The 25220-nt window shown below is 66.7% G+C and carries 24 protein-coding genes and 1 tRNA gene; 14 read left to right on the forward strand and 11 right to left on the reverse strand.

What is annotated here, in order from left to right; translation table 11 throughout:
- Nucleotides 1–43: 43 nt before the first annotated feature.
- From E6C76_RS20345 to E6C76_RS20365, 5 genes are all read left to right on the forward strand, one after another.
- Nucleotides 44–892, forward strand: coding sequence for a four helix bundle protein (locus tag E6C76_RS20345; RefSeq protein ID WP_136350094.1), 849 nt, complete (start codon nucleotides 44–46; stop codon nucleotides 890–892).
- 368 nt (nucleotides 893–1260) lie between these two features.
- Nucleotides 1261–2166, forward strand: coding sequence for an RNA-directed DNA polymerase (locus tag E6C76_RS20350; protein WP_230976347.1), 906 nt, complete (start codon nucleotides 1261–1263; stop codon nucleotides 2164–2166).
- Complete coding sequence (locus E6C76_RS20355) at nucleotides 2163–2375, forward strand: hypothetical protein (RefSeq protein WP_136350095.1); 213 nt, start codon at nucleotides 2163–2165, stop codon at nucleotides 2373–2375. Before E6C76_RS20350 ends, E6C76_RS20355 begins: the two co-directional genes overlap by 4 nt.
- A 20-nt stretch (nucleotides 2376–2395) precedes the next feature.
- Nucleotides 2396–4555, forward strand: a complete 2160-nt coding sequence (locus E6C76_RS20360; RefSeq protein ID WP_136350096.1) for a ParB/RepB/Spo0J family partition protein — start codon at nucleotides 2396–2398, stop codon at nucleotides 4553–4555.
- Between the two features lie 105 nt (nucleotides 4556–4660).
- Nucleotides 4661–4864 (forward strand): hypothetical protein, encoded by a 204-nt coding sequence (locus E6C76_RS20365; protein WP_136350097.1) that lies wholly within the window; start codon nucleotides 4661–4663, stop codon nucleotides 4862–4864.
- Here the strand turns inward: E6C76_RS20365 and E6C76_RS20370 are convergent.
- The 4 genes from E6C76_RS20370 to E6C76_RS20385 all read right to left on the reverse strand — a co-directional run bounded on the left by E6C76_RS20370 (nucleotide 4856) and on the right by E6C76_RS20385 (nucleotide 8297).
- The gene (locus E6C76_RS20370; RefSeq protein ID WP_136350098.1) at nucleotides 4856–6031 is read right to left on the reverse strand and encodes a tyrosine-type recombinase/integrase; all 1176 of its coding nucleotides are present in this window, start codon (nucleotides 6029–6031) and stop codon (nucleotides 4856–4858) included. The genes E6C76_RS20365 and E6C76_RS20370 overlap by 9 nt on opposite strands.
- Nucleotides 6032–6207: 176 nt before the next feature.
- Nucleotides 6208–6300: transfer RNA gene (locus E6C76_RS20375), tRNA-Ser, on the reverse strand.
- Between the two features lie 55 nt (nucleotides 6301–6355).
- The gene (locus E6C76_RS20380; protein ID WP_136350099.1) at nucleotides 6356–7579 is read right to left on the reverse strand and encodes an aspartate kinase; all 1224 of its coding nucleotides are present in this window, start codon (nucleotides 7577–7579) and stop codon (nucleotides 6356–6358) included.
- 79 nt (nucleotides 7580–7658) lie between these two features.
- Entirely contained in the window at nucleotides 7659–8297 is a 639-nt protein-coding gene (locus tag E6C76_RS20385; RefSeq protein ID WP_136350100.1) for a TIGR02281 family clan AA aspartic protease, read from the reverse strand.
- A gap of 469 nt (nucleotides 8298–8766) precedes the next feature.
- Between E6C76_RS20385 and E6C76_RS20390 the strand changes: the two genes are divergently transcribed.
- Nucleotides 8767–9063, forward strand: a complete 297-nt coding sequence (locus tag E6C76_RS20390) for a helix-turn-helix domain-containing protein (protein WP_136350101.1) — start codon at nucleotides 8767–8769, stop codon at nucleotides 9061–9063.
- A 39-nt stretch (nucleotides 9064–9102) separates the two neighbouring features.
- On the opposite strand, the gene E6C76_RS20395 is transcribed toward E6C76_RS20390, so the two are convergent.
- Complete coding sequence (locus E6C76_RS20395) at nucleotides 9103–9960, reverse strand: radical SAM protein (RefSeq protein ID WP_136350102.1); 858 nt, start codon at nucleotides 9958–9960, stop codon at nucleotides 9103–9105.
- Between the two features lie 77 nt (nucleotides 9961–10037).
- Here E6C76_RS20395 and queD point away from each other — a divergent pair, with 77 nt between their 5' ends.
- Nucleotides 10038–10484, forward strand: coding sequence for a 6-carboxytetrahydropterin synthase QueD (queD, locus tag E6C76_RS20400; protein ID WP_136350103.1), 447 nt, complete (start codon nucleotides 10038–10040; stop codon nucleotides 10482–10484).
- Between the two features lie 140 nt (nucleotides 10485–10624).
- Here the strand turns inward: queD and E6C76_RS20405 are convergent, their stop codons facing one another.
- From E6C76_RS20405 to E6C76_RS20415, 3 genes are all read right to left on the reverse strand, one after another.
- On the reverse strand, nucleotides 10625–10987 hold the full coding sequence (locus tag E6C76_RS20405; RefSeq protein WP_136350104.1) for a DUF5368 family protein: 363 nt from the start codon (nucleotides 10985–10987) through the stop codon (nucleotides 10625–10627).
- 11 nt (nucleotides 10988–10998) lie between these two features.
- A complete protein-coding gene (locus E6C76_RS20410; RefSeq protein ID WP_211090301.1) occupies nucleotides 10999–12249 on the reverse strand; it encodes an NAD(P)/FAD-dependent oxidoreductase in 1251 nt (416 codons plus the stop codon).
- Nucleotides 12250–12603: 354 nt separating this feature from the next.
- On the reverse strand, nucleotides 12604–13278 hold the full coding sequence (locus tag E6C76_RS20415) for an MBL fold metallo-hydrolase (protein WP_136350106.1): 675 nt from the start codon (nucleotides 13276–13278) through the stop codon (nucleotides 12604–12606).
- 217 nt (nucleotides 13279–13495) lie between these two features.
- Here E6C76_RS20415 and E6C76_RS20420 point away from each other — a divergent pair, with 217 nt between their 5' ends.
- From E6C76_RS20420 to petA, 7 genes are all read left to right on the forward strand, one after another.
- Nucleotides 13496–14821 carry a sigma-54 interaction domain-containing protein gene (locus E6C76_RS20420; protein ID WP_136350107.1) on the forward strand — a complete coding sequence of 442 codons (1326 nt, stop codon included), beginning with the start codon at nucleotides 13496–13498 and terminating at the stop codon, nucleotides 14819–14821.
- A gap of 514 nt (nucleotides 14822–15335) precedes the next feature.
- Nucleotides 15336–16124 carry an electron transfer flavoprotein subunit beta/FixA family protein gene (locus E6C76_RS20425; RefSeq protein ID WP_230976348.1) on the forward strand — a complete coding sequence of 263 codons (789 nt, stop codon included), beginning with the start codon at nucleotides 15336–15338 and terminating at the stop codon, nucleotides 16122–16124.
- Nucleotides 16121–17251, forward strand: coding sequence for an electron transfer flavoprotein subunit alpha/FixB family protein (locus E6C76_RS20430; protein WP_136350109.1), 1131 nt, complete (start codon nucleotides 16121–16123; stop codon nucleotides 17249–17251). Before E6C76_RS20425 ends, E6C76_RS20430 begins: the two co-directional genes overlap by 4 nt.
- Nucleotides 17238–18539, forward strand: coding sequence for an FAD-dependent monooxygenase (locus E6C76_RS20435; RefSeq protein WP_136350110.1), 1302 nt, complete (start codon nucleotides 17238–17240; stop codon nucleotides 18537–18539). The genes E6C76_RS20430 and E6C76_RS20435 overlap by 14 nt, the downstream gene beginning before the upstream one ends.
- Nucleotides 18536–18844 (forward strand): ferredoxin family protein, encoded by a 309-nt coding sequence (locus E6C76_RS20440; RefSeq protein WP_136350111.1) that lies wholly within the window; start codon nucleotides 18536–18538, stop codon nucleotides 18842–18844. Before E6C76_RS20435 ends, E6C76_RS20440 begins: the two co-directional genes overlap by 4 nt.
- Nucleotides 18845–18847: 3 nt before the next feature.
- The gene (locus tag E6C76_RS20445; protein WP_136350112.1) at nucleotides 18848–19309 is read left to right on the forward strand and encodes a ferritin-like domain-containing protein; all 462 of its coding nucleotides are present in this window, start codon (nucleotides 18848–18850) and stop codon (nucleotides 19307–19309) included.
- A gap of 412 nt (nucleotides 19310–19721) precedes the next feature.
- A complete protein-coding gene (gene petA, locus E6C76_RS20450; protein ID WP_136350113.1) occupies nucleotides 19722–20312 on the forward strand; it encodes a ubiquinol-cytochrome c reductase iron-sulfur subunit in 591 nt (196 codons plus the stop codon).
- Here petA and E6C76_RS20455 read toward each other — a convergent pair whose 3' ends face one another.
- From E6C76_RS20455 to E6C76_RS20465, 3 genes are all read right to left on the reverse strand, one after another.
- Nucleotides 20313–22370 carry a putative bifunctional diguanylate cyclase/phosphodiesterase gene (locus tag E6C76_RS20455; protein ID WP_136350114.1) on the reverse strand — a complete coding sequence of 686 codons (2058 nt, stop codon included), beginning with the start codon at nucleotides 22368–22370 and terminating at the stop codon, nucleotides 20313–20315. It lies immediately after the preceding gene.
- 238 nt (nucleotides 22371–22608) lie between these two features.
- A complete protein-coding gene (locus E6C76_RS20460; protein WP_136350115.1) occupies nucleotides 22609–23778 on the reverse strand; it encodes a DesA family fatty acid desaturase in 1170 nt (389 codons plus the stop codon).
- A 94-nt stretch (nucleotides 23779–23872) separates the two neighbouring features.
- A complete protein-coding gene (locus E6C76_RS20465) occupies nucleotides 23873–25219 on the reverse strand; it encodes a mechanosensitive ion channel family protein (RefSeq protein ID WP_136350116.1) in 1347 nt (448 codons plus the stop codon).
- Nucleotide 25220 lies beyond the last annotated feature (1 nt).

Genomic DNA, 25220 nt, shown 5'->3' on the forward strand with positions numbered 1-25220 from the left:
GGGCATCGCGGCAGCGGTGACCAGGGCGCCCAGGGAAACCACCATGACCACTGAGCAAACCCCCACCACCGACGAACTGGCCGCCTTCTCGCTGCGCGCCTTCAAGGGCATCGATGCGGGCCTCGGCCAGGCCGACCCCACGGCCGAGATTGCGCGTAAGCTCGAAGCCCAGTACCCCGGACACCTGATCCTGGTGCAGGCCGGCACCTTCCTGCACGGGTACGACCGCACGGCCTACGCCCTGAGCACGCTCAAGCGATACCAGCTCAAGCTGGTCGGCACCGGGACGGATCTGCACCTGCGGGTCGGCTTCCCGACCGGCAACTTCAAGCGCCGGCTGTGGCCCATCGTGTCGCAGTTCGGTATCCCCTACGTCGTGGCACTCGGGACCGCGGCCACCGGCCGCACGATCTATGCATCGAGCCAGCCCACGGGCAATGCGGACGTGCTCGCTGCGGTCTCCGGGCAGATCCTGCAGGAGGTCATCGCTGAGCTGCAGCAGCGCGGTGAATTGAACAAGGCCGCCGCCAAGCAGATGCTCGCCAACCCGGAGAACACCGGGTTCATGCTGAAGGCACGCGCCCAGGATCTGGACACCCTGCTACTGCAGGACGTGCTCAAGATGCCGCGCGACCTCCGCACGGTGTTCGGCGAGCCCTTGCGCACCTGCATGGGCAGGATCGTGCATGCCGCCATGGCCTATGGCCTGGAGGAGAACAAGGCGACGCTGCTGCGCACGGTGTCGGCCGACATCGACCTGCTCAAGCACTACCTGAGCCAGACCCAACGGCTAAACCAGCTCAAGATCAACATCGAGCACCGAGCTGGTTTAGCCGTCGAGCTTGGCCGTCTTGTCGGCGGGCTGCTGCGCGCCGCACGGAGCGCGCCATGATCGGCATCGGGGACTTTCTGGAAGGTCCGGCAACGCCCTCATCCGCGGGGGCAGCTGGGACTCGGAGCGCAACGCCGGCGCGTTCTACCTCAACAACGACTGGCCGAGCAACGAGTGGAACAACGTCGGCTTCCGCTGACCCAAGGTACTACGGCCTGGACGCTGGGCATGCCCGCGGGAGGCCTACTCTTGGTCGAAAGTTTCCGGGGGCACACGCCCCGAAAGCACGGCGCGCAGGCGCCCACCCGGGAACCGCCGCGGGACCCACGGGTGCCGCGGCGGAACACGGCAGCGAATTCCACCAGCTGACCACCCTGCCCCATCTCTTCCGCTGCTGGAACAAGGCCCGCCGCAACAAGGGCGGCAGTGTGCGCATCCAGCGCTTCGGCGAAGACCCGCTGCGCTACCTGCAGGCAATCCAGCGGCAGTTGCGCGAACGGCGCTACACCTTCGGGCCGTACCGGTCCTTCACCGTCCGGGAAAAGAAGTTCCGCGACGTCATCGACGCGCCCATGAAGGACCGGGTTGTCCACTGGATGCTGTACGACTACCTGCTGCCGATCTGGATGCCCCGGTTCATTGCGGACACCTACGGCAACCTGCCCGGCCGGGGCACCCATGCCGCCGTGCAGCGCCTGGCCGGCTTCTGCCGCTCGCCATCGGCCCGCTTCGTCCTGCAGCTCGACCTTTCCAAGTATTTCTATTCCGTGCCGCACGGCCCGCTCAAGGCCCGCGCGCTGCGGTACATCGGCGACCAGGACATCCGCCGGCTGATCGTGGATCTGATCGACTCCTGGTGCACAGACGGGCGTTACGACCATCTGTTCCCGGCCGATAGCGCCTACCGCAACACGGCCAGGAAAGGGATGCCCATCGGCAACCTGACCAGCCAGCTGCTGGCCAACATCTTCCTGTGCGCCTTCGACCACTGGGTCAAGCAGACCCTGCGGGTGCAACGGTATATCCGCTACGTGGACGACATCGTAATCGTCGCCAGCGACCGCGACGAACTGCAGCACATCGGCCGCCAGATCGCCCAGCGCCTGGCCGCCGAAGGCCTGGCGATCCACCCGCACAAGATCCGCCTCGCCCCCGTCGCCGCCGGCATCCCCTTCCTTGGATATGTGGTCTGGCCCGAGCACATCGCGGCCGGCCGCTACATCCGCCACCGCTACCTGCAGCGCCTGCGCCGGCATGAGTCCGGCATCCAGGACTGCAGCGAAGCCCTTCATTCATATCGGGCGATGCTCGCCCTCACCGGAGCCACACGATGACCCGCCGCCACACCCCCTTGCAGCAGTTGAAGGAAGCCAAGCAGATCGCCCGCGACCACGGCCTGTTCGTGGCCGAGAAGAAGGACATCCGCGGCCATACCGCCTACCTCCTGTATCGCGAGACGCCTACCCGCAACGTCTTTGTCGGCAAGCGCAGCAGCCCCGAGGGCATCCGGGCGCTGGTGTGCAAGGCGGCGAACTTCCACTGATCGACTATCTGGAGCCCATCATGAGCACCGAATTCCTGCACATCTCTCTCGGCCTGCTGGCCCCCAGTCCGACGAATCCCCGCAAGACATTCGCCGACCTGGAGGACCTGGCGGAATCGATCAAGGCCCAGGGCGTGATGCAGCCGATCCTGGCCCGTCCCTGGCCGAGCGACTACCCCACGCCGGCCAACCGCGGCGCGGCGCCGGCCTACGAAATCGTCGCGGGTGAACGCCGCTACCGCGCCTCGCTGCTCGCAGGCCTGGACGAACTCCCTGTCCTGGTGCGCGATCTGGACACGCGCGCCGTGCTCGAAGCGCAGATCGTGGAGAACCTGCAGCGCCGTGACGTGACGGAACTCGAAGAAGCCGAGGGCTATCAGTTGATGATGCGCGACCACGGCTACACCGCCGACGAACTCGCCGAAAAGGTCGGCAAAAGCCGCGCCTACATCTATGGCAGGCTCAAACTGTGCGCATTGTGCGATGAATGCCGGCAGCTATACCGGGACGGTAAGCTGGACGCTTCCCGTGCGCTGTTGATCGCGCGCATCCCGGTGCCGGCCCTGCAGGTGAAGGCGGCTGAAGCGATCATCCGGGACGGGTGGCCGCACGGCCCGATGTCCGCCCGGGAGGCGGCAAATCACATCCAGCAGCATTACATGCTGGATCTGCTCAAGGCGCCGTTCCCGATGTCGGCACACATTGTTGTCCAGTCCACAGGGATACTGGGCACGCGGGCCTTCGGCGAAATTCCTTGCACCGAGTGCCCCCAGCGTACCGGCAACGCACCGGACGAGTACCCGGGCATCAGTCCAGACGTGTGCACAGACCCCACCTGCTACGCTGCCAAGCGCGCCGCGCACATGGCGAAGCAAGTCGAGACCGAGAAGGCCATGGGGCGCAAGGTCATCACCGGTGAGGCCGCGAAAAAGATCGCACCGCACGGCATCTACAGCCACGAACACGGCGACTACATCGCCTTGGACGAAAAATCCTACTACGGCGGGGAGTACAAGACGGCTCGGAAGGCCATCAAGGGGCAGGACGTGCCCATCGTGATGATCGAGGACCACCGCAAGGGCGCGCTGGTGCCGATGGTGGCCAAGAAGGATCTCAACGAGGCATTGCGTGCAAATGGCATCAAGATCAGCAACAGCAGCCGCGACCCCAAGGACCTGGCTCGCGAGCGTGCCAGGAAAATTGAAATCCAGTATCGGCGGACATTGTTCGAGCAACACCATGCCTCTGCGCGCATGGCCATCAACGCCGCCAAGAAGCCGGAACTCAAGCACGCCGACCTTGCTCTGGTCGCCCGCCAGTTCTGGGCACAGCGCGGCAGCGATGCGCAGAAACGCCTGGCGCGCATGTACGTGCCGGAGGCGCCCGAGCGCACCGAGCAGGATTCGCAGTGGCAGGACGACGACTGGCGCCGCGGCCGCCGCCTGAGTGCGATGATCGACGAATTCAACGATGCGCAGTTGATCCTGTTCCTGTTGGATCTGGCCCTTGTCGGCACCCTGGACGTGCCGACCTACATGGATGACATCGCCACGCCCGAACCCCTGCTAGCTGCCGCCCAGCGCGCGGGCCTCGATCCCGACGCAATCCGCGCCGACCTGGGCACAAAGACGCCCGCCGGCACTTCCACCGCACCCCAGGCTGCGCCGGCGCCGGCGCCGGAGGTTTCTGCGCCGAAGTTCACCATTGGCGACCGGGTCCGCGGGCGGGCCGACGCATGCTGGGACAACGGCGAACCGATCAATATCGGCCAAGAACCGGGCACGATTACAGCCCACGCTGCGGACGGGTACGCCGTTGCGTTCGACGATGGGACGCGCCGGACCTACCTCCCGGCATCCGCCCTGGAAACCCTGCCGGCCGAGGCATCGGAGCCCGCTTCTACCCCTACCCAGGCTGCGCCGGCCGCGAGCGATACTGGCCAGGCGAAAGCCTCGGATAAGCCTCCCCGCGCGAAAAAGGCTGCGCCTGCGCGTGGAGCTACCGCGGCGAAACCCAAGAAACAGGCCGCTACCGCGGCAAAGAAAAGCACGGGCAAGGCAAAGACCAGCGGCCGGGCAAGCCCGGCCGGAGGGAAGAAAGCCCGCGCGGGCGATGACGCCGAGGCCGCTCCGTACCGTTGCCCGAAAACGATGGATATGCTGGAAGGAGCTACGGCATGAAAATCAGTATGCCGAATTTCATCTTCGTTTCGGGTGACCCGGACTGCGGGCTCGGCCTAGCGGGCAATCGGCGCTTCACCGTTGTCCAGACCAAGGAACCCTGCCATGACTGAGCATGATCCCATTATTTGGCGGCGTGACCTTCCGCGTGCCCTCGACGTGCATACTGAAACGGTGCGCCGCTACATGCGCAACGGGAAGTTTCCGCCGCCCGATGTGGACCTGTCCGTGAACAAACGCGGGTGGAGGCTTTCCACGCTCCGCAACGCCGGCATCAATATCCCGGCGCCAGATCCCATCTCAGCCTGACGCGGCGCTGCATGCCTCCAGCCAATCGGCCCAGGCCTGCAGCATCTTTCGCCGCTCCGGCATGTATTTCGCGCGGTTGTATGCGGCACGCGTCTCGTTTTCTGGAACGTGGGCCAACTGGCGCTCAATAGCATCCGGGCTGTACCCGTGCTCGTTTGCCCAGGTACTACCCACCGACCGCCAGCCGTGCCCCGTCATCTCCCCACGGTAGCCAATGCGATGCAGCAGGGCCAACACGGCGTTTTCACTCATCGGACGAGTGGGCGATCTGTCCCCCTCCCACACGTAGCGCGTGCCCCGACAACGGGGGCGCATCGTACGCAGGATCTCCACCGCCTGGCGAGACAACGGCACTAGATGATCGCGCCGCCGCTTCATCTTGCCGGCCGGAATGAGCCAGACGCCTTCTTGCTCATCGATCTCTGCCCATTCCATCATTCGTAACTCAGTTGTGCGCACCCAGGTGTAGGCAAGCATGCGGCAGGCCAGCACGCTCTGCAGATCGCCCTCCAGCGCAAGGCGCTGCATCAGGGCAGGCACGTCGCGCAACTCCACCGCCGCAAAGTGCTGGACAGAAACCCGCGTGAAGGCCTTCTCCGGCCGAATCAACGCTGCCGGGTTGATCTGCGCCTCGCCACGCTCTATCGCCCACTCGAACACCTGGCCGACCCACATGCGCACCTTGCGTACATAGCTGTACCTGCCGGCGGCGTCCATGCGCAGTAGCACTTCCAGCAGGTCGTCGCGGCCGATGGTTGATATGACCCGCTGACCGAGGTACGGCAGCACGTGCATTTCAAGGCCCCGCCGCATATTGTCCAGGTAGGAGGGCGAGAGGTCCCTTCGGCTGGCCATGTACCCATCGGTCGCGGCGGAGAGCGTCATACCCTTCTTTGCAGCCCTGCGGGCGGATCGAGGATCGTTGCCGGCCCGCAACTGCGCCTTCAGTTCGGCGAGCGCGGCGCGCGCATCGGCGAGAGATACTGCTGGGTAAGGGCCTGGCGCTGCCGTCTGAGGCTTTCCGGCAATCCGGTACGCGATGCGCCACACCTTGGTCCCTGCGGGCGTGATGTAGAGATACAGCCCGCCCCCGTCGAACAGTTTGATCGGCTTTTCACCCGGCTTGGCGCCACGGCACTGGGCATCGGTGAGGCGATTTGTAGGCATCGAGCACAACCCCCTGGGAGATACCCACACCGATACCAACAGAATCCGTGTGCTCTAGCGTTGGCTTTCGCTGGATGGCGTTGGTTTGTGTGGGAGTCCAGAAACCACAAAGCCGCGATTTTACGCGGCTTTTTGTGGTTTTGTGCTGCTCACCGCTGGGCGGTGTTGATGCGAATTGGCGGAGACGGAGGGATTCGAACCCTCGATACCGTTTTTGACGGTATGCTCCCTTAGCAGGGGAGTGCCTTCGACCTCTCGGCCACGTCTCCGTCAGGAAGGCGGCATCATAGCGATTCGCCGTCCTTCGGTCAATTTGCGCGTGGCTCAGGCGGCGTCCAGCTCGAAAGCCTTGTGCAGCACGCGCACCGCCAGTTCCAGATACTTCTCGTCGATGACCACGGAGATCTTGATTTCCGAGGTGGAGATCATCTGGATGTTGATGCCTTCCTCGGCCAGCGTGCGGAACATCTTGGAGGCCACGCCCGGATGCGAGCGCATGCCGACGCCGACCACCGACACCTTGGCCATGCTCTTGTCGCTTTCGATGGCGCGCGCGCCGATGTGGGCCTTGACGCCTTCGAGGATGCCGACCGCGCGATCCAGGTCGCCGCGCGACACGGTGCACGAGAAATCGGTGGAACCGTCATGGCTGACGTTCTGGATGATCATGTCCACGTCGATGTTGGCATCGGCCACCGGACCGAGGATCTGGTAGGCGATGCCGGGCTTGTCGGGCACGCCCAGCACGGTGATCTTGGCCTCGTCGCGGTTGAAGGCGATGCCGGAGATGACGGGTTGTTCCATGTTCGTGTCTTCCTCAACAGTGATGAGCGTGCCCTCGCCTTCGTCCTGAAAGCTGGAGAGGACGCGCAGCTTGACCTTGTACTTGCCGGCGAACTCCACCGAGCGGATCTGCAGCACCTTGGAGCCCAGGCTGGCCATTTCCAGCATTTCCTCGAAGGTGATGGTGTCCAGCTTGCGGGCTTCCGGGACGATGCGCGGGTCGGTGGTGTATACGCCATCGACATCGGTGTAGATCTGGCATTCGTCGGCCTTCAGCGCGGCGGCCAGCGCCACGCCGGTGGTGTCGGAGCCGCCACGGCCCAGCGTGGTGATGCTGCCGTGCTCGTCGATGCCCTGGAAGCCGGCCACCACGACCACCTTGCCCGCATCCAGATCGCGGCGGATGGGCGCGTCGTCGATGGTCAGGATGCGCGCCTTGGTGTGCGAGGAATCGGTCAGGATGCGCACCTGCCCGCCGGTGTAGCTCTTCGCCGGCACGCCGATGTCCTGCAGCGCCATGCACAGCAGGCCGATGGTCACCTGCTCGCCGGTGGACACCACCACGTCCAGCTCGCGCGGATCGGGTTTGGCGGCCACTTCCTTGGTGAGCGCGATCAGCCGGTTGGTTTCCCCGCTCATCGCCGACACCACGACCACCACCTGGTGCCCCTGAGCCTGGAACTTCGCCACCCGTTTGGCGACGTTCTTGATCCGCTCCGGGTTGCCCACCGAGGTACCGCCGTATTTCTGAACTATCAGAGCCATCGCTGTATCCAGTGCCTGTGGATAAAAGGCAGGATTCTAGCGAAAGCGGCGGGGAATTGGCAGGTTGACGGGCGCCGGCTCAGTGCGCCGACAGCGTGAGCGTGCCGCCCTGATGATTCTGCTGCGTACGCCGCAGGAAACTCATGCCGAGCAGCGCGTGCGACATGTCGTGCTCCATCACCATGCCTTCCACGTCGCGAAGCTCCAGCGCCCCCAGGCGGATGCGCTCGAAGCGCACGCTCCAGGCGCGCACGACGCCGTTGGCGGTGTTCGCGTGCACCTCCTCCCCGCGGGTGGGGTCGACGCCGATGCGCTGCGCATCGCCGCGCCCGATGGCCACCGCAGTTGCGCCGGTATCCACCAGGAAACGGATCGACACATCGTTGATGTGGCCGTCGGTGACGAAATGCCCGCGCGAATCCGCGTGCAGGGTCACCGACATCGCTTCGTCCGAACCATCCCGCCACGCCGCGCGCTCCCCCAGGCGCAGGGTATCCCGCCGGCCGGCGGCCTCGACCACCGCGCGGTCGCCGTCGACCGAGACCAGCAGCACGCCCTCCGGCGAACGCTTGCCGACCGCAAGCGTGCGCGGTGTCCCACCGTCGATCACCAGCACCGCGCGGGAGCCGAACACACCGACCAGCGCGACATCCATCGCCAGCGCAGGCGCCGCGCCAAGCGTCAGCGCTCCCCAGCATGCGCACAACATTGCCCTCATCGCCGCCCTCCCCAGGAAACCGCACACCCGCCATGCCTGCCGGATGCAGGCAGCCGAGCATACCGCACGTCATCCCGCACGCAAACGGACGCACAGGCGCACACCACAAGGCGTGTTACATACTGACACGACCGAGGGAATAGCCTGGAAATGCGCCGCGCGCCCCCCGGCGACGAGCCCCGCACGGGGCCGTTCATGCCGCCCCGAGCGGCATTCCGGATGGAAAGGAATCGAACCGAAAACACCTGCCAGGGGGCTCTCCGCAGCGAAAACGCAGCAGAATGCACGCAAGATGTGTGCAAAACTCCACACCTGAAACATATGCAGATACCTATCCGCATATCGTGGTTGTATGTTCTGGACATGCTGTTCTATACTGCGCGTATCATACAACTTAAGTTGTATGGAACCATCAACGGCCAGTCGTGTCTCATAACGCGCCTGACATTACTCTCAACAGGAAGAGATTATGAAAAGCATCGAAAACATCGACGTCCGCGAGATCCGTCGCAAGCTGGGCATGAACCAGTCGCAGTTCTGGTCCAAGATCGGCGTGACCCAGAGCGGCGGTTCCCGCTACGAAAGCGGCCGCAACATCCCCCGCCCGGTTCAGGCCCTGCTGCGCCTCGTGCACATCGAGCAGATCGACATCAGCAAGGTCAAGAAGGAAGACGTGGAAGTGGCCGAGTACCTGAAGGCCAGCAACCCGGACCTGTTCAAGAGCCTGAAGAAGGAAGCCCGCGCCAAGCGCAAGGAGCGCAGCTGAACGTTCTCGGCCCCTGTACGGGGCCGGCCCGCCGGCTGATCAAGGGCTGACCGTCACGGTCAGCCCTTTTTTGCGGATGGCCCCGGCGATCGCCTCCAGTTCGGCGGCCGGCAGGGGGCTCACCCTGGGCGCCTCGGGCTGCATCGAGGTACGCGCCACGCCGTAGAGCAGCACACCACGCAGACGGCCGGCGGCATTCGCCCGTTCCAGCACGTCCAGATAGGCTGTCAGCGCCTCCGCCGAGGGGCTTTCGCCATCCCAGCGGAACATACAGGTCTGCACCCAGGTGGCGCACAGTTCGGCGCAGCGCGCCAGATCGCGCGCCATGCGTTCGGGCGTACGGCGCACGCCGTTGATGCGCAGCACATCCTCGCTGCGGCCGCCATCCACCTTGAACCACACCTCGCCGCCCACCTCGCCCATGCGGCGGATGCCGCCGCGCACGCGCTGACGCCCCAGCAGGCTGCCGTTGGTGATCAGGCGCAGCGGCACCCGCTCGGCCAGACCGTAGCGCAGGCGCAGGCGGTGGATCCGTTCGACGACCTCGGGAAAGGCGGCTGCGCTGGTCGGCTCGCCGTTGCCGGACAGGGCGATGTCGCGGATTTCGCGCGCGCCTTCCGGCGCATGGCGCTGCAGGTAGTCGCCATGCACCAGCGCGTGCAGAAAGCCGTCCAGCTCGCTTTCCAGCAGTGCCAGATCGATCTCCGGCGCCGCACCGCGCACGAGGTTCGGCACCTGGCAATACACGCAGTGCCAGTTACAGGCGTTGTTGGGGTTCAGGTTGATGCCCACCGACACGCCCCCGGCGCGGCGCGACAGCACCGGATAGACGTAGCGCATCCCGCCAAGGTCGCGGTCGTGATTGCGGACGGTCAGAGTCACCCTGCTGGAAGTCATTGTGCGGGAAGGGAAAACAGGCTTCGGCGCGGGCTGCGCGGTGCTATAATCCGCGCCCTTTAACGCCGAGATTGATCATGCGCATCACCCGCCGACTGGAATTCGACGCCGGCCACCGGATTCCGGATCATGCCAGCCAGTGCCGCCATCTGCACGGCCACCGGTACGCCATCGAGGTGACGCTCTCAGGCCGCATCATCGACGCGGCCGGGCAGCCGGTCAACGGCATGGTGATGGACTTCGCCGACGTGAAGGCGATCGCCAAGCAGCATCTGGTCGACCCGTGGGACCACGCCTTCCTGGTCTACCGTGGCGACACCACGGTGGTCGAACTGCTCGCCGCCATCCCCGGCCACAAGACGGTGGTGCTCGACGTCATTCCCACGGCGGAAAATCTCGCCCACCTGGCCTTCGCCATCCTGGACCCGCTGTACCGCGACAGCTACGGCAACGATCTGCGCCTGGAGCGCGTGCGCCTGTACGAAACACCCAATTGCTGGGCCGACGCCACGCGCGACGGCTGAACCTGGAAACCACAGTTGACCGCTTGCCGGTGTCCCGAAAGCCAGATGGACACTGCATTCCACGCCTTCGCCAGGCCTCACCGATTTAAAAAAACGGGGCACCGGCACAAGGCCGGATACCCCGCCGACAGATCACCGGATCAGGTGCGCCTGGCGCAGCAGCAACGGCAGCGCCACCAGCCCCCCAGCGCATACGCCAGGATGGTGGTACCCGCCAGCCCCACCCCGAACACCAGGGCGATCAGAAACCAGTCGGCCGGCCCGCCGGCGTCGGTGAAGCCCGACGACGACACCTTGGCCATCAGCACCAGGGCCAGCACCCCGCCCAGCAACCCGACCAGTTCGGCACGCACCAGACGGGCGCTGACCAGCGTACGTTCCTTGACCAGCAGCGCCACGAAAGCCGCCACGCCGGCCACCGCGAGCAGCACTAGCACCCACAGCAGCGGGCCGAGCATTTCCTGGAACACCGCCAGGAACACCATCGGATCGAGTTCCTTCATCGTTCTTCTCCTCAGGCGCGTCCGCGCAGCATGCTGATGTAGGTCGGCTTGAGCGCCATGGTCTTCATCACCCAGCTCACCCACAGCTCTTCCAGCGGCGCGACCACGCCGGGGAAGGACGGGGTGAGGTTGTTCTCGTAGTCGAATTCGACCAGCATCGCGCGGCCCAGGCGGGTGATCAGCGGGCAGGAGGTGTAGCCGTCGTACAGCGCGTCGCTGCTGCGCCCGGCAATGTCCGCCACCAGGTGATCGACCGCCACCGGCACCTGCCATTTCACGCTGGCCGCGGTCTTGCCCTTGGGCACCCCGGCGATGTCGCCGACCCCGAAGATCTCGGGGAAGCGCTTGTGGCGCAGCGTGCCGCGCTCCACGTCCATCCAGCCTTCGTTGCCCCAGGCACCTTCCTGCCAGCGCAGGGCGCTGTTGAGCACGGCGTCCGGCGCGCGCATCGGCGGGATCACGTTGATGAAGTCGTAGACTTGCTCCACCGTGCCTTCCGGCGTGGCGAAGGTCGCCACGCGGCGGCCGAGGTCGATGCTGCGCAGCACGTGGTCGTAGTTGGTGCGGATGCCCCGGTCGCGGAACAGCATGCGCACCTTCTCGTGCACGATGGGCACGCTGAACAGCGCCTTGTTGTTGGCGTTGTAGATCAGTTCGGCCTTGCCGCGATTGCCCCGCCGGCGCAGATGGTCGTCGGCGATGAAGGTGTATTTGAGCGGCGCGCCGGCGCATTTCATCTCGGTGGCCGGCCGGCAGAACACGCCCACCCCGCCCTGGTCGGCGAAGGTCGACAAGGCGCTCCAGGTCGCGGCGGCGCCCGCCGGGCTGTGATAGATGCTGCCCATGCCGTTGCGCCCGATCATCCCCACTTCCATGCCCTCGATGGCGTCGTAGTCGAGCATCAGCCCGGTGGCCACCACCAGGTAGTCATAGGGCAGCGCCCGGCCGCTGTCGGTCACCACCCGCTTGCCTTCCGGGTCGAACTCGGCCACACGCTCCTCGATCAGTTCGACGCTGCCCGGCACGTACTCGGCGGTGGTGGACACCACGTAGGACTGGGGTTTGATGCCGGCCGCGACCAGCGTGAAGCCGGGCTGGTAGTAATGCTCCTTGCGCGCGTCCACCAGGGTGATGCGCGCGCCGTCGAGCTGGGCCGCCAGGCGCGCGGCGGCGGCCAGGCCGGCGGCTCCCGCGCCGGCGATGACGATGCGCGCCGAGGTTCTCACCCGCTGCGCGGCCTGTACCGGCCCGGGCCCCAGCATCCATGCTCCGGCACCGGCCGCGCCGAGCGTCAGGAACGCACGCCGGCCCAGCGGGGTGCCCGCAATCGCCTTCCCCCGAGACGCCGCAAGTTTTCGAGCATCCATCCCTTCCTCCCGTTCTGTGCCGGAAAACGAAGCGCTCCCGTATCCGGCGTGTTATTGGCTCGTGAGTCGCCTCAGCCTGAAGGCTGGGGCTTCCTCGCCACGAGCTTGTGGCGCCTTCGGCTCCAGGCACGCTGGTCTCGCTGACCTCGCCATGGATGGCGGGGAATGCGCTCGACCCGCAGCCAAATATATCATAATGAACTTATATATTTATATTATGAATATAGGCCTGCATAGATCTCCATGCATTCATCCCGCCTCCCCCGCGTCTCCACCCCCTTCCTCTGCGGTACGCGTCTGGCCTGGCTGCCGGATGGCCATCGCGGTGAGGAAGGACTCGCGCGATGTGCCGAACGCCCGGGCATAGCGGCCGCGCTCTTCCGTCACACAGCTGACTGTGCGCCCTTGCAGGCGATGCGCGGGAAACAGCAGCGTCTCGCCCGGCAAGGTGAACACGCGCTGGGTCAGGGTGTCGTACAGCACCCCGGGATCGGCCTCGCCATCCCCCGCCGCGCAGCCGCCCATGTCGAATACGTCGCCGCAGAACAAACGGTCGCGCCAACGGTAGCTGATGCAGCCCGGCGTATGCCCAGGCGTAGCCAGCACATGCAGCACCTCATCGCCGAACGCCAGCGTGCCGCCGTGCCCCACCCGCAGCACATCCGCCGCGACCCCGGCCATGGTGCCCGACACGCAGACCGCGCCGCTGCGCGCGCACAGCGCGGCACAACCGGCCAGATCCGGCTGGTGCACGTGCGTGCGCGCCACGTAGCACAGGCGCAGTTCGCGTTCGGCAAGCAGGGCACGGATCAGCGCATCCTGCCCGGCCGGTGGATCGATCACCACCGCGTCCAGCGTGCGCGGGTCGGCCAGCAGATAGCCCAGCGCGCCGGAACGCGGCTCCTCGATCAAACGGAAATACATCGTCCAGCTCCCACGGGTTGTTCGATGCGGCGCGCCTTGCGCACCCTGCGCCCAAGCGCATACAAGCACCGTGCCACCACGCTGGCGAAGCCATCGATTCTATATTTTTCAAATACTTGACTGGCACTTCCGGTACCGTCGAATTGACGGCCGCGCTGCCAGCGCCGCACAATCTGCCAACCGTGGCTGCCAGTCCACTGCCAAACCGGACAGTACGATGCCCAGCGAGAACCAACCGCTCCCCGAGTTGCTTTCCTTTCTCGACACGCTGCCGGAGCCGCACATCCTGTGCGATCGCGACTACCGCATCATCGCGGCCAACACCGCCTACCGAGCCGGCTTCGCGCCCGGACGCGGGGTGATCGGGCGCACCTGCTACGAGGTCTCGCACCGCTACAGCCTGCCCTGCGACCAGGCGGGGGAAACCTGTCCGCTGGCGCGCGGGCTGAAATCCGGCCAGCGCGAACGCGTGCTGCACCTGCATCACACCCCGCGCGGCGAGGAATACGTGAACATCGAACTTTCGCCGCTGCGCGACGCCAGCGGCGAGATCGCCTGGTACATCGAGAAGATGGAGCCGCTCAACGTGGCGCGCGGGCTTTCCGACCGCCACGGCCTGGTCGGCCGCGCGCCGGCCTTCCAGCACATGCTGGGTCTGGTGGCACGCGCCGCGCCCTCCAACGCCAGCATCCTGCTGCAGGGCGAATCGGGCACCGGCAAGGAACTGGTGGCCAATGCCATCCACGAGGCCAGCCAGCGTGCCGGCCATCCCTTCGTCGCGGTCGATTGCTCCGGCCTGCCCGAGACCCTGTTCGAAAGCGAACTGTTCGGCCACGAACGCGGCGCGTTCACCGGCGCCACCAGCCGCAAGGCCGGGCTGGTGGAGGCGGCCAGCGGCGGCACGCTGTTCCTCGACGAGGTGGGCGACATTCCGCTGGGCATGCAGGTGAAGCTGCTGCGCCTGCTGGAAACCGGCACCTACCGCCGGGTGGGTTCCACCGAACTGCGGCGCGCCGACATCCGCCTGGTTTCCGCCACGCACCGCCCCCTGCGGCAGATGAGCGCGCAGGGCAGCTTCCGCCAGGACCTGTACTACCGCATCAACACTTTCCCGATCACCGTGCCGCCGCTGCGCGAGCGCGTCAGCGACATCCCGCTGCTGGTCGAATCCCTGCTCGGGCGGGTGGCGCCGGGCCGTTCCCTGCGCGTGTCGGCGGCGGCCATGCGCGTGCTGTGCGCCCATCCCTTCCCCGGCAACGTGCGCGAACTGCGCAACGTGCTCGAACGCGCCAGCCTGATGTGCGACGGCGACGAGATCACGCCCGCCCACCTTGCCGAAGACCTGTGCGAGCCCGCCGCCCCGCACGGGGTATTGGCGGAGGGCGCCGCCGAAAGCGGTATCGCGCCATGGGAGACGATGGAGCGCGAACACTTCCTGCGCGTCGTCCAGGCGCATCGCGGCAGCCGCAAGGCGCTGGCGGAACAGCTCGGCCTGAGTGAGCGCACGCTGTACCGCAAGCTCCGGCAATACCGCATCGGCTGAAGGCTGGTGGTGACTGCCATCCACTGCCATCAACCGCCATGCTCTGCCAGAAGGGCCGTCCATGGCAGTTCCACGGCATTCCAACGGCACTCAAGGCTGTTCACAAACGATTGTTAAGAAAAGAATTTCCCACCCACGGAGAAGCCCATGGCAGCTGGCATGTTCCTTGAGTACATGCACCGCAGAAGCGGGAGTACCTGCCCGCGCGGCCCTCGTACCGTCGTAACGACAACACCCCAACCCCACGAGTGCCGACAGCCGGGCCTTGTTTCCGGGCTCCCGCTTCATTTCCGTATGCCTCCCGGCGGGTTTGCGCGCCCCCGCCACGGGCCATCACAGCAACGCAGCAAGCGCAATGATCGCGGCCTTTGAGATGAACGGGCCATTCGGCCGATAATACGACCTTTGCCCTAGCCGAACCGCCAACCAACGGAATCCCATGCATATCGCCGTCTGTATAAAACAGGTCCCGGACAGTGCCCAGATCCGGGTCCATCCGGTCACGAACACCATCATGCGCCAGGGTGTTCCGACCATCATCAACCCCTACGATCTGTTCGCCCTGGAAGAGGCCCTGCGCATCAAGGACGAGACCGGCGCGCGCATCACCGTGCTGACCATGGGCCCGCCGCAGGCCGAGGAAGCGCTGCGCAAGTGCCTGTCCTTCGGCGCGGACGACGCCATCCTGATTACCGACAAGGTGTTCTCCGGCGCCGACACCCTGGCCACCTCCTACGTGCTGGCCGCCGCGCTGAAGGCGCTCGACGCGCAGGACCCGCTGGACCTGATCTTCACCGGCAAGCAGACCATCGACGGCGACACCGCGCAGGTCGGCCCGGGCATCGCCATCCGCCTCGGCCATCAACTGCTCACCTACGTGTCGAAGATCCGCGAACTCGACCCGGCGAACCGGCACATCGTCGTCGAACGCCGCGCCGAGGGCGGTGTGCAGGTGCTGCGCTCCGCCCTGCCCGCCGTGGTGACCATGCTGGAAGGCACCAACGAGATCCGCTTTGCCGGCATGCCGGACATGTTCCGCGCCGCACGCCAGGAACTGAAGCGCTGGAACCGCGACGACATCGCCGCCGATCTCACCCAGGTCGGCCTGAAGGGCTCGCCCACCGTGGTCGCCCAGGTGTTCGGCCCCAAGCCCAAGGCCATCAAGGCGCTGCGCATCGAGGGCGATACGCCGGAGGCCATCGCCGAAGCCTTCATCGACAAGTTGTTCACCGATTTTCCGCAACTGGAAGCCGCCCTGCTCGAACATCTCGACCAGCTCGGCCAGCAGGGAGTGACGCAATGAGCGACGCACTCGACACGGCGGCCAAGCCGATCAAGAAACCCAAGCGCGTCCTGCCGGAGCGCTTCAAGTCCTACAAGGGCGTGTGGGTGTTCATCGAGCACGAGCACGGCCATGTCCATCCGGTGTCCTGGGAACTGCTCGGCAAGGGCCGCGAACTGGCCGACAAGCTGGGCGTGGAACTGGCCGGCGTGCTGATGGGCGGCGACGGCGACGAGATCAGGGCGATCACTGCCGAGGTCGGCGCCCATGGCACGGATCTGTGCTATCTGGCCCAGCATCCGGTGCTGCACGACTACCGCAACCAGTCCTACACGCTGGGCATGACCGAACTGGTGAACACCTACCAGCCGGAAATCCTGCTGCTCGGCGCCACCACGCAGGGGCGCGACCTGGCCGGTTCGGTGGCCACTACCCTGCTCACCGGGCTGACCGCCGACTGTACCGGGCTGGACATCGACCCCAGCGACCGCTCGCTGCTGTCCAGCCGCCCCACCTTCGGCGGCAGCCTGATGTGCACCATCGTCAACCTCGCCACCCGCCCACAGATGGCCACCGTACGCCCGCGCGTGATGCCCATGCCGGCGCGCGACCCGGCGCGCCCGGCGCGCGTGGTCGAGCACGCCCTGCAACTGGACGAATCCGCCATCGTCACCAAGGTGCTGGACTTCATCCCCGACGCCCGGGCCGACAAGCCGCAACTGCCGTTCGCCGACTTCATCGTCTCCGGCGGGCGCGGGCTGGGCAAACCGGAGAACTTCCAGCTGGTCGCCGAGCTGGCGCGCACCCTCGGCGCCGAGGTGGGCGCCTCGCGCCCGGCGGTGCATGCCGGCTGGGCCGACGCCGAACGCCAGGTCGGCCAGTCCGGCAAGACCGTGCGCCCCAAGCTGTACATCGCCGCCGGCATCTCCGGCGCGGTGCAGCACCGCGTGGGCATGGAAGGCGCGGACGCCATCGCCGGCATCAACCTGGACCCCGGCGCGCCGCTCTTCGACTTCGCCAACTATGCGCTGATCGGCAACGTCACCGAACTGCTGCCCGCGCTGGACAAGGCGTTCGCCCGCCGTCTGGCGACCGCCCGGACCCAGCGCGCGCAGGCACACGAGGAGGCCGACCGTGGAGAAGTTTGATGTCATCGTCGTCGGCGCCGGCCCCTCGGGCAACGCCGCGGCCTACACGCTGGCCAAGGGCGGCCTGAAGGTGTTGCAACTGGAGCGCGGCGAATCGCCGGGCACCAAGAACGTGCAGGGCGCCATCCTGTACGCCGACGCGCTGGAGCGCATCATCCCCGATTTCCGCGATTCCGCCCCGCTGGAACGCCACGTGGCCGAGCAGCGCATGTGGCTGCTCGACGAGAACCAGTCGTGCACCGGCGCCACCTACCGCGACGCGCGCTTCTCGCAGGAGCCGTACAACCGCTACACCATCCTGCGCGCGCGCTTCGACCGCTGGTTCTCCGAAAAGGTGAAGGCCGCCGGCGCCCTGGTGATCTGCGAAACCACGGTGAAGGAATTGCTGCGCGGCGACCAGGGCGAGGTCATCGGCGTGCGCACCGAGCGCGCCGAGGGCGACATCCTCGCCGACTGCGTGATCCTCGCCGACGGTGCCAACGCCCTGCTCGGCGAACGCGCCAGGCTGCGCCCCAAGGTGCGCGCCGACGACATGGCGCTGGCCGTCAAGGAAGTGCTGTTCCTGCCCAAGGAAACCATCGAGGCGCGCTTCAACATCGCCGGCACCCAGGGCGTGGTCATCGAGATCGCCGGCAACATCACCCACGGCATGGTGGGCACGGGCTTCCTGTACACCAACAAGGACTCCGTCTCCGTCGGCATCGGCTGCATGCTCTCCGACATGAAGAAGCAGAGCCTGACGCCCTACCAACTGCTCGAAGGGCTCAAGCAGCACCCTTCGGTGAAGCCGCTGATCGAGGGCGCGGAAATGAAGGAATATTCCGCCCACCTGATTCCCGAGGGCGGCTACAAGGCCCTGCCACAACTCTACGGCGACGGCTGGATGGTGGTCGGCGACTCGGCCGGCTTCGTCAACGCCGTGCACCGCGAGGGCTCCAACCTGGCGATGACCTCCGGCCGTTTCGCGGCGGAAACCCTGATCGAGCTGCAGCAGGCCGGCAAACCCTTCACGTCCGGCAATCTGGCTGCCTACAAGGCCCGCCTGGACGGCAGCTTCGTGATGGCCGACCTGAAGAAGTACGAGGAGGTGCCCGCGCTGCTGCATGATAATCCGCACATCCTCGGCACCTATCCGCGCGTGCTCGGCGACGCCGCACGCGCCATCCTCACCGTGGACGGCCAGCCCAAGCGCGACAAGCAGAAGCAGGTACTGGCCGAACTCAAGGGCAAACGTTCGCTGCTCGGCCTGCTGGGCGACGCCTACAAATTCTGGAGAGCCTTCCGATGAACGCCCCCGTCGAATTCATTCCGCCGCGGATCAACGTCGAGGAAAAACTCTTCCAGGACCGCTACCGCGTCGACGTCGGCCGCCCGCACATCCAGGTGCGCGACCCGCAGGCCTGTAAGCACTGCGCCAAACCCTGTGCGGTATGCTGCCCGGCCGGTTGCTGGAGCGTCACCGAACAGGGCGGCATCGATCTGGTGGTCGACGGCTGCCTCGAATGCGGCACCTGCCGGCTGGTGTGCGATCATGACAACGTGGATTGGAACTACCCGCGCGGCGGCTTCGGCATCCTCTTCAAGTTCGGCTGATTCATGAACAGCATCCGCAACTTCCTCGCCCACGCCGTGCGCCTCGAAGCCGAGGCCGCACGGCGCTTCGACGAACTGGCCGAACACATGGCCACGCACGGCAACCGCGAGGTCGAGGCCGTGTTCCGCCAGTTCGCCGACTACTCCCGCCTGCATCTGAAGGAAGCGATGGCGCGCGCGGGCTTCCGCTACATCTCCGAACTGCCGCTGGGCGGCTACGACTGGCCCGACGGCGAAGCGCCGGAATCCGCGCCCTGGTGGGGCGTGGACGCGCTGATGGACGTCGAGGCCGCGATGCGCCTGGCGCTGCACAGCGAGCAGAGCGGCCTGGATTTCTACCAGGGCATCGCCGAGCGCTCCGGCGACCCGCGCGTGCAGGCCATGGCGGCCGAATTCGCCGCTGAGGAAACCGAGCACGTGGAAACCCTGCAGGCCATGCTGGCTGCACTGCCGCGCGAAGCCTGAAGCCCCCCACCTCACACGGCGCGCGTCGGCTCCGGCCACGCGCGCCGTTTTCACGTCTGCCCGCGGCGATCCCGATAGACTGCCAGCGGAAACTGCCATGACCGCCAATCCGGCCACATCTGGCAGCACCCGCCCGGGCAAACGCGCTCCTGGATTCCGCCACTGCATTGATATCAAAGGAATTCAATAGGCGTGCGCGGCACGTCCCGCCCTGGCACGCTCCTTGATATTCCATCCATGGAAGCGGGAGTAGCACCGGACGGAACCGCCGTGACGTCACCTCGACGTGCCCAACCCCTGGCGTCGGTACCGCCCCGGGTCTAGCCACCCCGGACTCCCGCTTCGCTTTTTCCAGGCCGCGCGGCAGCGGCGCCGGCACACCCCGTCCAACCCAGCGCAGGAAACCCACGCCATGTCCGGAATCGCCCATGATCGCAGGCAGTTGCTGATCGCCACTTCGGCCGCGGGCGCCGTGGCAGCGGCCGCCACCGCCGTCCCCTTCGTCGCCAGCCTGACCCCTTCGGAACGTGCCAAGGCCGCCGGTGCGCCGGTCGAGGCCGACGTCAGCAGACTGCTCCCCGGCGAGATGATGACCATCGAATGGCGCGGCAAGCCGGTGTGGATCCTGCGCCGCACTGCCGAGATGCTCGCCGGCCTGGCCGATCACGAAGACCGCCTGGCCGACCCGGACTCCACCCGCTCGCTGCAGCCCGGCTATACGGTGAACCGCCAGCGCTCGGTCGAGGAAGCGTACCTGGTGGTCATCGGCATCTGCACCCACCTGGGCTGCTCACCCAGCGAAAAGCTGCAGGCCGGCGCTGCCAGCGGGCTGGGCGAGGACTGGCCGGGCGGCTTCCTGTGCCCCTGCCACGGTTCGATCTTCGATCTGGCCGGCCGGGTATTCCGCAACCAGCCCGCCCCCACCAACCTGGAAATTCCCCCGCACCGCTGGCTGTCCGCCGGCACGCTGGTGATCGGCGAAGACGGGGAGGCGGCCGGCTGATCAGGACTGCGCCGAAATCTCGCGCCCCTCTCCGGGCAAGGCCACGCCGCCGCCCAGCAAATGCTCGAATTCGTCCGCCGGCATCGGCCGGGCGAACAGATAGCCCTGGAATTCCTCGACCCCGAGGCCGAGCAGCCAGTCGTGCTGGGAAGCGGTTTCGACCCCCTCGGCCACCGGACGCAGCTTCATCGCCGAACACAGGCCGACGATGGCCTCGCACAGCGGCCGCTCCGCCGGCGATGCCTGCACGAAGCGGCGATCGATCTTCAGCGTGCTGAACGGAAAACGCTGCAGATAGGCCAGGTTGGAATAGCCGGTGCCGAAGTCATCCAGCGCGATCGACAAACCCAGCGCCTGAAGCGCCTGCAAGGTGCGCAGGGGTCGGTCATCCCCGTCGATCAGCATGGATTCGGTGATTTCCAGCTCCAGCATGCGGGGCGGGCAGCCGGTGCGTGCCAGGGTATTCTGCAGATCGGCAAGCAGGCCTTCATCGCGGAATTCCGTCGGCGACAGGTTAACCGACAGGCGCAGCCGATGGCCGGCCGCGGTCCAGGCCGCCTGCTGCCGCGCCGCCATCTCGAACACCTGGCGGCCGAGTTCACGGATCAGGCCAACGGCTTCGCACAGCGGGATGAATTCGGCCGGCAGCACCCAGCCGCGCCGCGGATGGCGCCAGCGCACCAGCGCCTCGGCCCCCACGATGCGGCCGGCCCAGCCCGCCAGGCGGGGCTGGTAGAACAATTCGAACTGCCGGTGCGCCAGCGCCTCGCGCAGTTCATCCTCCAGCTGGGTACGGGCGCGCAGTTGCTCGCTCAGGCCGGGCTGATAGAACGACAGGGTGTCGCGGCCGGCGGCCTTGCCCTGGTACATCGCCAGATCGGCATGCTGCAGCAGGGTCTCGAAATCCGCGCCATGGTCCGGATGGATGCTGACACCGATGGTCACCGAGACATGCACGGGCATCCCCGCCACCATGAAGGTCTGCGCCAGGGCCTGCCGCAGGCGCGGATGGATGCGGGCGATCTCGCTGCGGATATCGTTCGCGCACAGCAGGATCAGGAATTCGTCCCCGCCGAAACGCGCCACCATGTCGCCACCGCGGACCACGGCACCCAGCCGCTTGGCGACCTGGACGAGCAGTTCGTCGCCGGCAGCATGCCCCCAGGAATCATTCACATCCTTGAAGCGATCCAGGTCGATCAGGATGACCGCGGCCTGCAGGGAAGGCCGAGGCGCCGAGCGTTCGACATGGTCGAGCAGCCCACGGAAATGGCGCTGCGCCAGCGTGCGGTTGGGCAGCCCGGTGAGCAGGTCGTGCTGGGACAGATACAGCGCGCGCGCCTCGCTGTGCTTGAGCGGCGTGACGTCGACCTCGCTGACCAGCAGCGCGGCCTCGCCGGACACGGCATCGAGCCGGCGCCGCGCCGATACCTCGTGCCAGCGTTCGCCCTGCGCGGTCTGCACCGCCATGGTCAGCGTGGCCTGGCCGTCATCGGCCAGCATGCGTTCCAGCCGGTGCCATTCCGCCGCATCGACGAAGCGCTGCGCCAGGCGTTCGTCATGGCGGCGTACCGATGCGCGCGCGGCGGGGTTGCGGTACAGCGGCTGGCCGTCCAGCGCATACAGCGCGATCATCATCGGCGTGTGCAGCAGCGCTTCCACCGAGCGCAGCGACTCCGGCGAATGCTCCCCGATCGGCCGGCCCTCGCACAGCATGGCCATGCGGCCATCGGGCAGGCGGTAGCCCCGGTAATGCACATGCAGGGAGACCGGCTGGCCCCCCGGATACAGCGTCCATTGCTCGTTGAAGCGCGCATCGTGGGAAGCAAAGTCGGCCTGGTACTGCGACAGCCGCGTCGCCACCGCGGCCGACATGTCCCGCCCCATGTCGCGGCTGCACAGTTCGGCCAGCACATCGGCCCGCCACACCGACAGCGCGGCGGCGTTGGCCCAGTACACGCGCTTGCGGTCGATGTCGAACACCCACACCGGCGCCTGGACCAGGTCGAGCACGCCCAGGCCGGACCAGTCGTCCGGCATGGTGTCTGCGGACTGCATCGATTCCAGGGAAACGGACCTCGGCATTCAGATGTACAGCACCATGTTGGGTGGCCTCCACGAGCCGCGCGGCCAGCACACGGCCCCTTCCGCATGATTGCCCTGCGGCCGGCCACGGATCGCGCACAGCGGCAAACAGGGCATCCCATGCCGGATTGCCCGCAATCCGGCACACCCTACTAACCTAGCATATGGCCACCCTGCCGGCATCGGACGGATTGGCCCGATGCACGATTTTCTACACTGCGTAACGCCGCAGACGCAGGGAGAACTCGCGCAACTGCTCGATGCCGCTGCGCTCCGCGCGTTCGATCCAGTCGTGCAACTGCGCCAGCAGTTGTTCGCGCGTGGCGTTGGAGCGCGCCCAGATCGCCACCAACTCGCCGCGCATCGCCATCACCGTGGCCAGCGCCTTGCTGTCGCGCACCACCTCGGAGAGGCGGCGCTTCTCTTCCTCGGCCAGATGCCGATCCTCGCCGGAAATCACCCAGCGGCGCAGCGCGCGGGCATCGAAACGGCCGGCGTGGGCTTGCTTCAGGCGGGCGATCTCTTCCTTGCACACCCGCCGCATCGACGCCACGTAGCGCGTCATCACGTCGTAGCGATGGGTGATCACCGCCTGCAGGGTGTCGAAATCGGCCACCGCCTTGGGCGCCTCGAAACGCGGTTTGGGGATCACCTTGCGCGGCGTGGCCAGCCCGAGCCAGGACATCAGGCGGATGTAGGCCCAGCCGATGTCGAACTCGTACCACTTGGCCGACAGCTTGGCCGAGGTGGCGAAGCTGTGGTGGTTGTTGTGCAGTTCCTCACCGCCGATCAGGATGCCCCACGGCAGCAGGTTGGTCGACGCGTCCGCGCAATCGTAGTTGCGGTAGCCCCAGTAATGCCCCAGGCCGTTGACCACGCCGGCCGCCCAGAACGGAATCCACACCATCTGCACGGCCCAGATGGTCAGGCCGATGGGGCCGAACAGCAGCACGTCGATGACCAGCATGATGCTCACGCCGAGCACGGAATGGCGATACACCTTGCGCTCCAGCCAGTCGTCCGGCGTGCCGTGGCCGTAGCGCTTCAGGGTTTCCGCGTTCTTCGCCTCGGCGCGGTACAGTTCCGCGCCTTCCAGCAGCACCTTCCACAGGCCGCGCGTCTGCGGGCTGTGCGGATCCTCGACGGTTTCGCACTTGGCGTGGTGCTTGCGGTGGATGGCCGCCCATTCCCTGGTCACCATGCCGGTGGTCAGCCACAGCCAGAAGCGGAAGAAATGGCTGGCGAGCGGGTGCAGTTCAAGCGCGCGGTGCGCCTGATGGCGATGCAGGAAGATGGTGACCGAGGCGATGGTGATGTGGGTGAGCACCAGGGTGACCACCACGTAGCCCCACCAGGGCAGGTCGAACAGACCGGAATACATGCGTGCGTTTTCCTTCAGCGGCGAGCACCCGATTCTACGCTGGCGACGGATCCTCCACCGTGGAAGGCATCACCGGCTGCCGGCGGTGGCGTGCTCAGTTCGACTCGCCGGAGGAAGAAGAGACTGCGCCGAACGGCGGAAGTTCGCCCTCCGCCGGCAGCAGGCGGATTTCGCGCTGCGGCCGGGGAATCGGAATGCCTTCGCGCTCGAAGCGCCGCCATACCTCCAGGTTGATCGCCGAGGTGACCGCCAGCGTGTTGCCGCGCGGACCGGCGAAGCTGCAGTTCAACTGCAGCAGGATGCCGTTGTCGCCGAACGCGGCGAGAAAGGACCTGGGCGCCGGATCGGCCAGCACCGTCCCCTGCGCGCCGGCCACTTCCACCAGCACCGCCATCGCGCGCTCGACGTCGGCGCCGTAGGCCACCGGAAACTGCAGCGACAGCGCCACCGGCACCCCGGCAGGCAGGTCGTTCTGCACCACAGAGCCGATCAGCGTCTCGTTGGGCACCAGCGATTCCATCCCGTTGGAGGCGCGCAGCACCGTGTAGCGCGTGGTGATCTCGCGCACCACGCCGCGCTCGCTGCCCACGGCGATCTGGTTGCCGATGCGGATCGAGCGGTCGAACAGGATGATGAAGCCGGACACATAGCTCGCGGCGATCTTCTGCATGCCGAAGCCCAGGCCCACGCCCAACGCGCCGCCGAACACCGACAGCGTGGTCAGGTCGATGCCCACCATCGGCAGGGCGATCAGGATGGCCACCAGCACCAGCACCGACTTGGCCACGCGCAACACGATCTGGCGCACGCCCTGGTCCAGCCGCGCGGCGGCGGACAGCCGGCGCTCCAGCAGGCCGGCCGCCCACAAGGCCACCAGCACCGTCAGCAGCACCATCGCCGTGCCCTGCAGCAGCGTCCACAGCGACAGGCGCTGGCCGCCCAGCGGCAGGGCCACGGATTCCAGCGCGCCCACCACGCGCGGCAGCCAGCCGACGATGTGCAGGGCCACCACGCCCCACACTAGGCTGGCGAAGATGCGCTCGAAGCCGGCCAGCCAGCTGGTGCGCCCCACCGCCTCGCGCAGCGCGTAGGCCACCAGGCGGATCACCGCCATCGAGCCGAGCAGCGGCACGGCGAGATTGAACAGCTTGACGCTGTGGAACTGGTCGAGCACTTCGCGCGCGAGCACCACCAGAATCAGCCCGGCCAGCGGAAACACCACGCGCAGCAGGCCTTCACGGCCGAAGCGCCGGGCCGCGTTGAGCTCGTCGCGATGCGCTTCGAGCAGATGGACGCGCGCCCGGCGCGCCAGCCACCAGGCCGCCAGCAGGCACAGCGCCAGCACGCCGATCTGCCAGAGCACCGCCGGGTCGCGGAAATCGTCGCGGATGTCGAACAGCAGCGCGGCAAACTGCGGCGAATCGAGATCGGGAACGGACATG

This window comes from Pseudothauera nasutitermitis, from assembly GCF_004801295.1.
GTDB classification, from domain to species: domain Bacteria; phylum Pseudomonadota; class Gammaproteobacteria; order Burkholderiales; family Rhodocyclaceae; genus Pseudothauera; species Pseudothauera nasutitermitis.

Bases quoted from the DNA above. Each gene is read 5' to 3' on its own strand.
- E6C76_RS20345 (WP_136350094.1), top strand. From the start codon at position 44: ATGACCACTGAGCAAACCCCCACCACCGACGAACTGGCCGCCTTCTCG.
- E6C76_RS20355 (WP_136350095.1), top strand. From the start codon at position 2,163: ATGACCCGCCGCCACACCCCCTTGCAGCAGTTGAAGGAAGCCAAGCAG.
- E6C76_RS20360 (WP_136350096.1), top strand. From the start codon at position 2,396: ATGAGCACCGAATTCCTGCACATCTCTCTCGGCCTGCTGGCCCCCAGT.
- E6C76_RS20365 (WP_136350097.1), top strand. From the start codon at position 4,661: ATGACTGAGCATGATCCCATTATTTGGCGGCGTGACCTTCCGCGTGCC.
- E6C76_RS20370 (WP_136350098.1), bottom strand. From the start codon at position 6,031: ATGCCTACAAATCGCCTCACCGATGCCCAGTGCCGTGGCGCCAAGCCG.
- E6C76_RS20380 (WP_136350099.1), bottom strand. From the start codon at position 7,579: ATGGCTCTGATAGTTCAGAAATACGGCGGTACCTCGGTGGGCAACCCG.
- E6C76_RS20385 (WP_136350100.1), bottom strand. From the start codon at position 8,297: ATGAGGGCAATGTTGTGCGCATGCTGGGGAGCGCTGACGCTTGGCGCG.
- E6C76_RS20390 (WP_136350101.1), top strand. From the start codon at position 8,767: ATGAAAAGCATCGAAAACATCGACGTCCGCGAGATCCGTCGCAAGCTG.
- E6C76_RS20395 (WP_136350102.1), bottom strand. From the start codon at position 9,960: ATGACTTCCAGCAGGGTGACTCTGACCGTCCGCAATCACGACCGCGAC.
- queD (WP_136350103.1), top strand. From the start codon at position 10,038: ATGCGCATCACCCGCCGACTGGAATTCGACGCCGGCCACCGGATTCCG.
- E6C76_RS20405 (WP_136350104.1), bottom strand. From the start codon at position 10,987: ATGAAGGAACTCGATCCGATGGTGTTCCTGGCGGTGTTCCAGGAAATG.
- E6C76_RS20410 (WP_211090301.1), bottom strand. From the start codon at position 12,249: ATGCTGGGGCCCGGGCCGGTACAGGCCGCGCAGCGGGTGAGAACCTCG.
- E6C76_RS20415 (WP_136350106.1), bottom strand. From the start codon at position 13,278: ATGTATTTCCGTTTGATCGAGGAGCCGCGTTCCGGCGCGCTGGGCTAT.
- E6C76_RS20420 (WP_136350107.1), top strand. From the start codon at position 13,496: ATGCCCAGCGAGAACCAACCGCTCCCCGAGTTGCTTTCCTTTCTCGAC.
- E6C76_RS20425 (WP_230976348.1), top strand. From the start codon at position 15,336: ATGCGCCAGGGTGTTCCGACCATCATCAACCCCTACGATCTGTTCGCC.
- E6C76_RS20430 (WP_136350109.1), top strand. From the start codon at position 16,121: ATGAGCGACGCACTCGACACGGCGGCCAAGCCGATCAAGAAACCCAAG.
- E6C76_RS20440 (WP_136350111.1), top strand. From the start codon at position 18,536: ATGAACGCCCCCGTCGAATTCATTCCGCCGCGGATCAACGTCGAGGAA.
- E6C76_RS20445 (WP_136350112.1), top strand. From the start codon at position 18,848: ATGAACAGCATCCGCAACTTCCTCGCCCACGCCGTGCGCCTCGAAGCC.
- petA (WP_136350113.1), top strand. From the start codon at position 19,722: ATGTCCGGAATCGCCCATGATCGCAGGCAGTTGCTGATCGCCACTTCG.
- E6C76_RS20455 (WP_136350114.1), bottom strand. From the start codon at position 22,370: ATGCAGTCCGCAGACACCATGCCGGACGACTGGTCCGGCCTGGGCGTG.
- E6C76_RS20460 (WP_136350115.1), bottom strand. From the start codon at position 23,778: ATGTATTCCGGTCTGTTCGACCTGCCCTGGTGGGGCTACGTGGTGGTC.
- E6C76_RS20465 (WP_136350116.1), bottom strand. From the start codon at position 25,219: ATGTCCGTTCCCGATCTCGATTCGCCGCAGTTTGCCGCGCTGCTGTTC.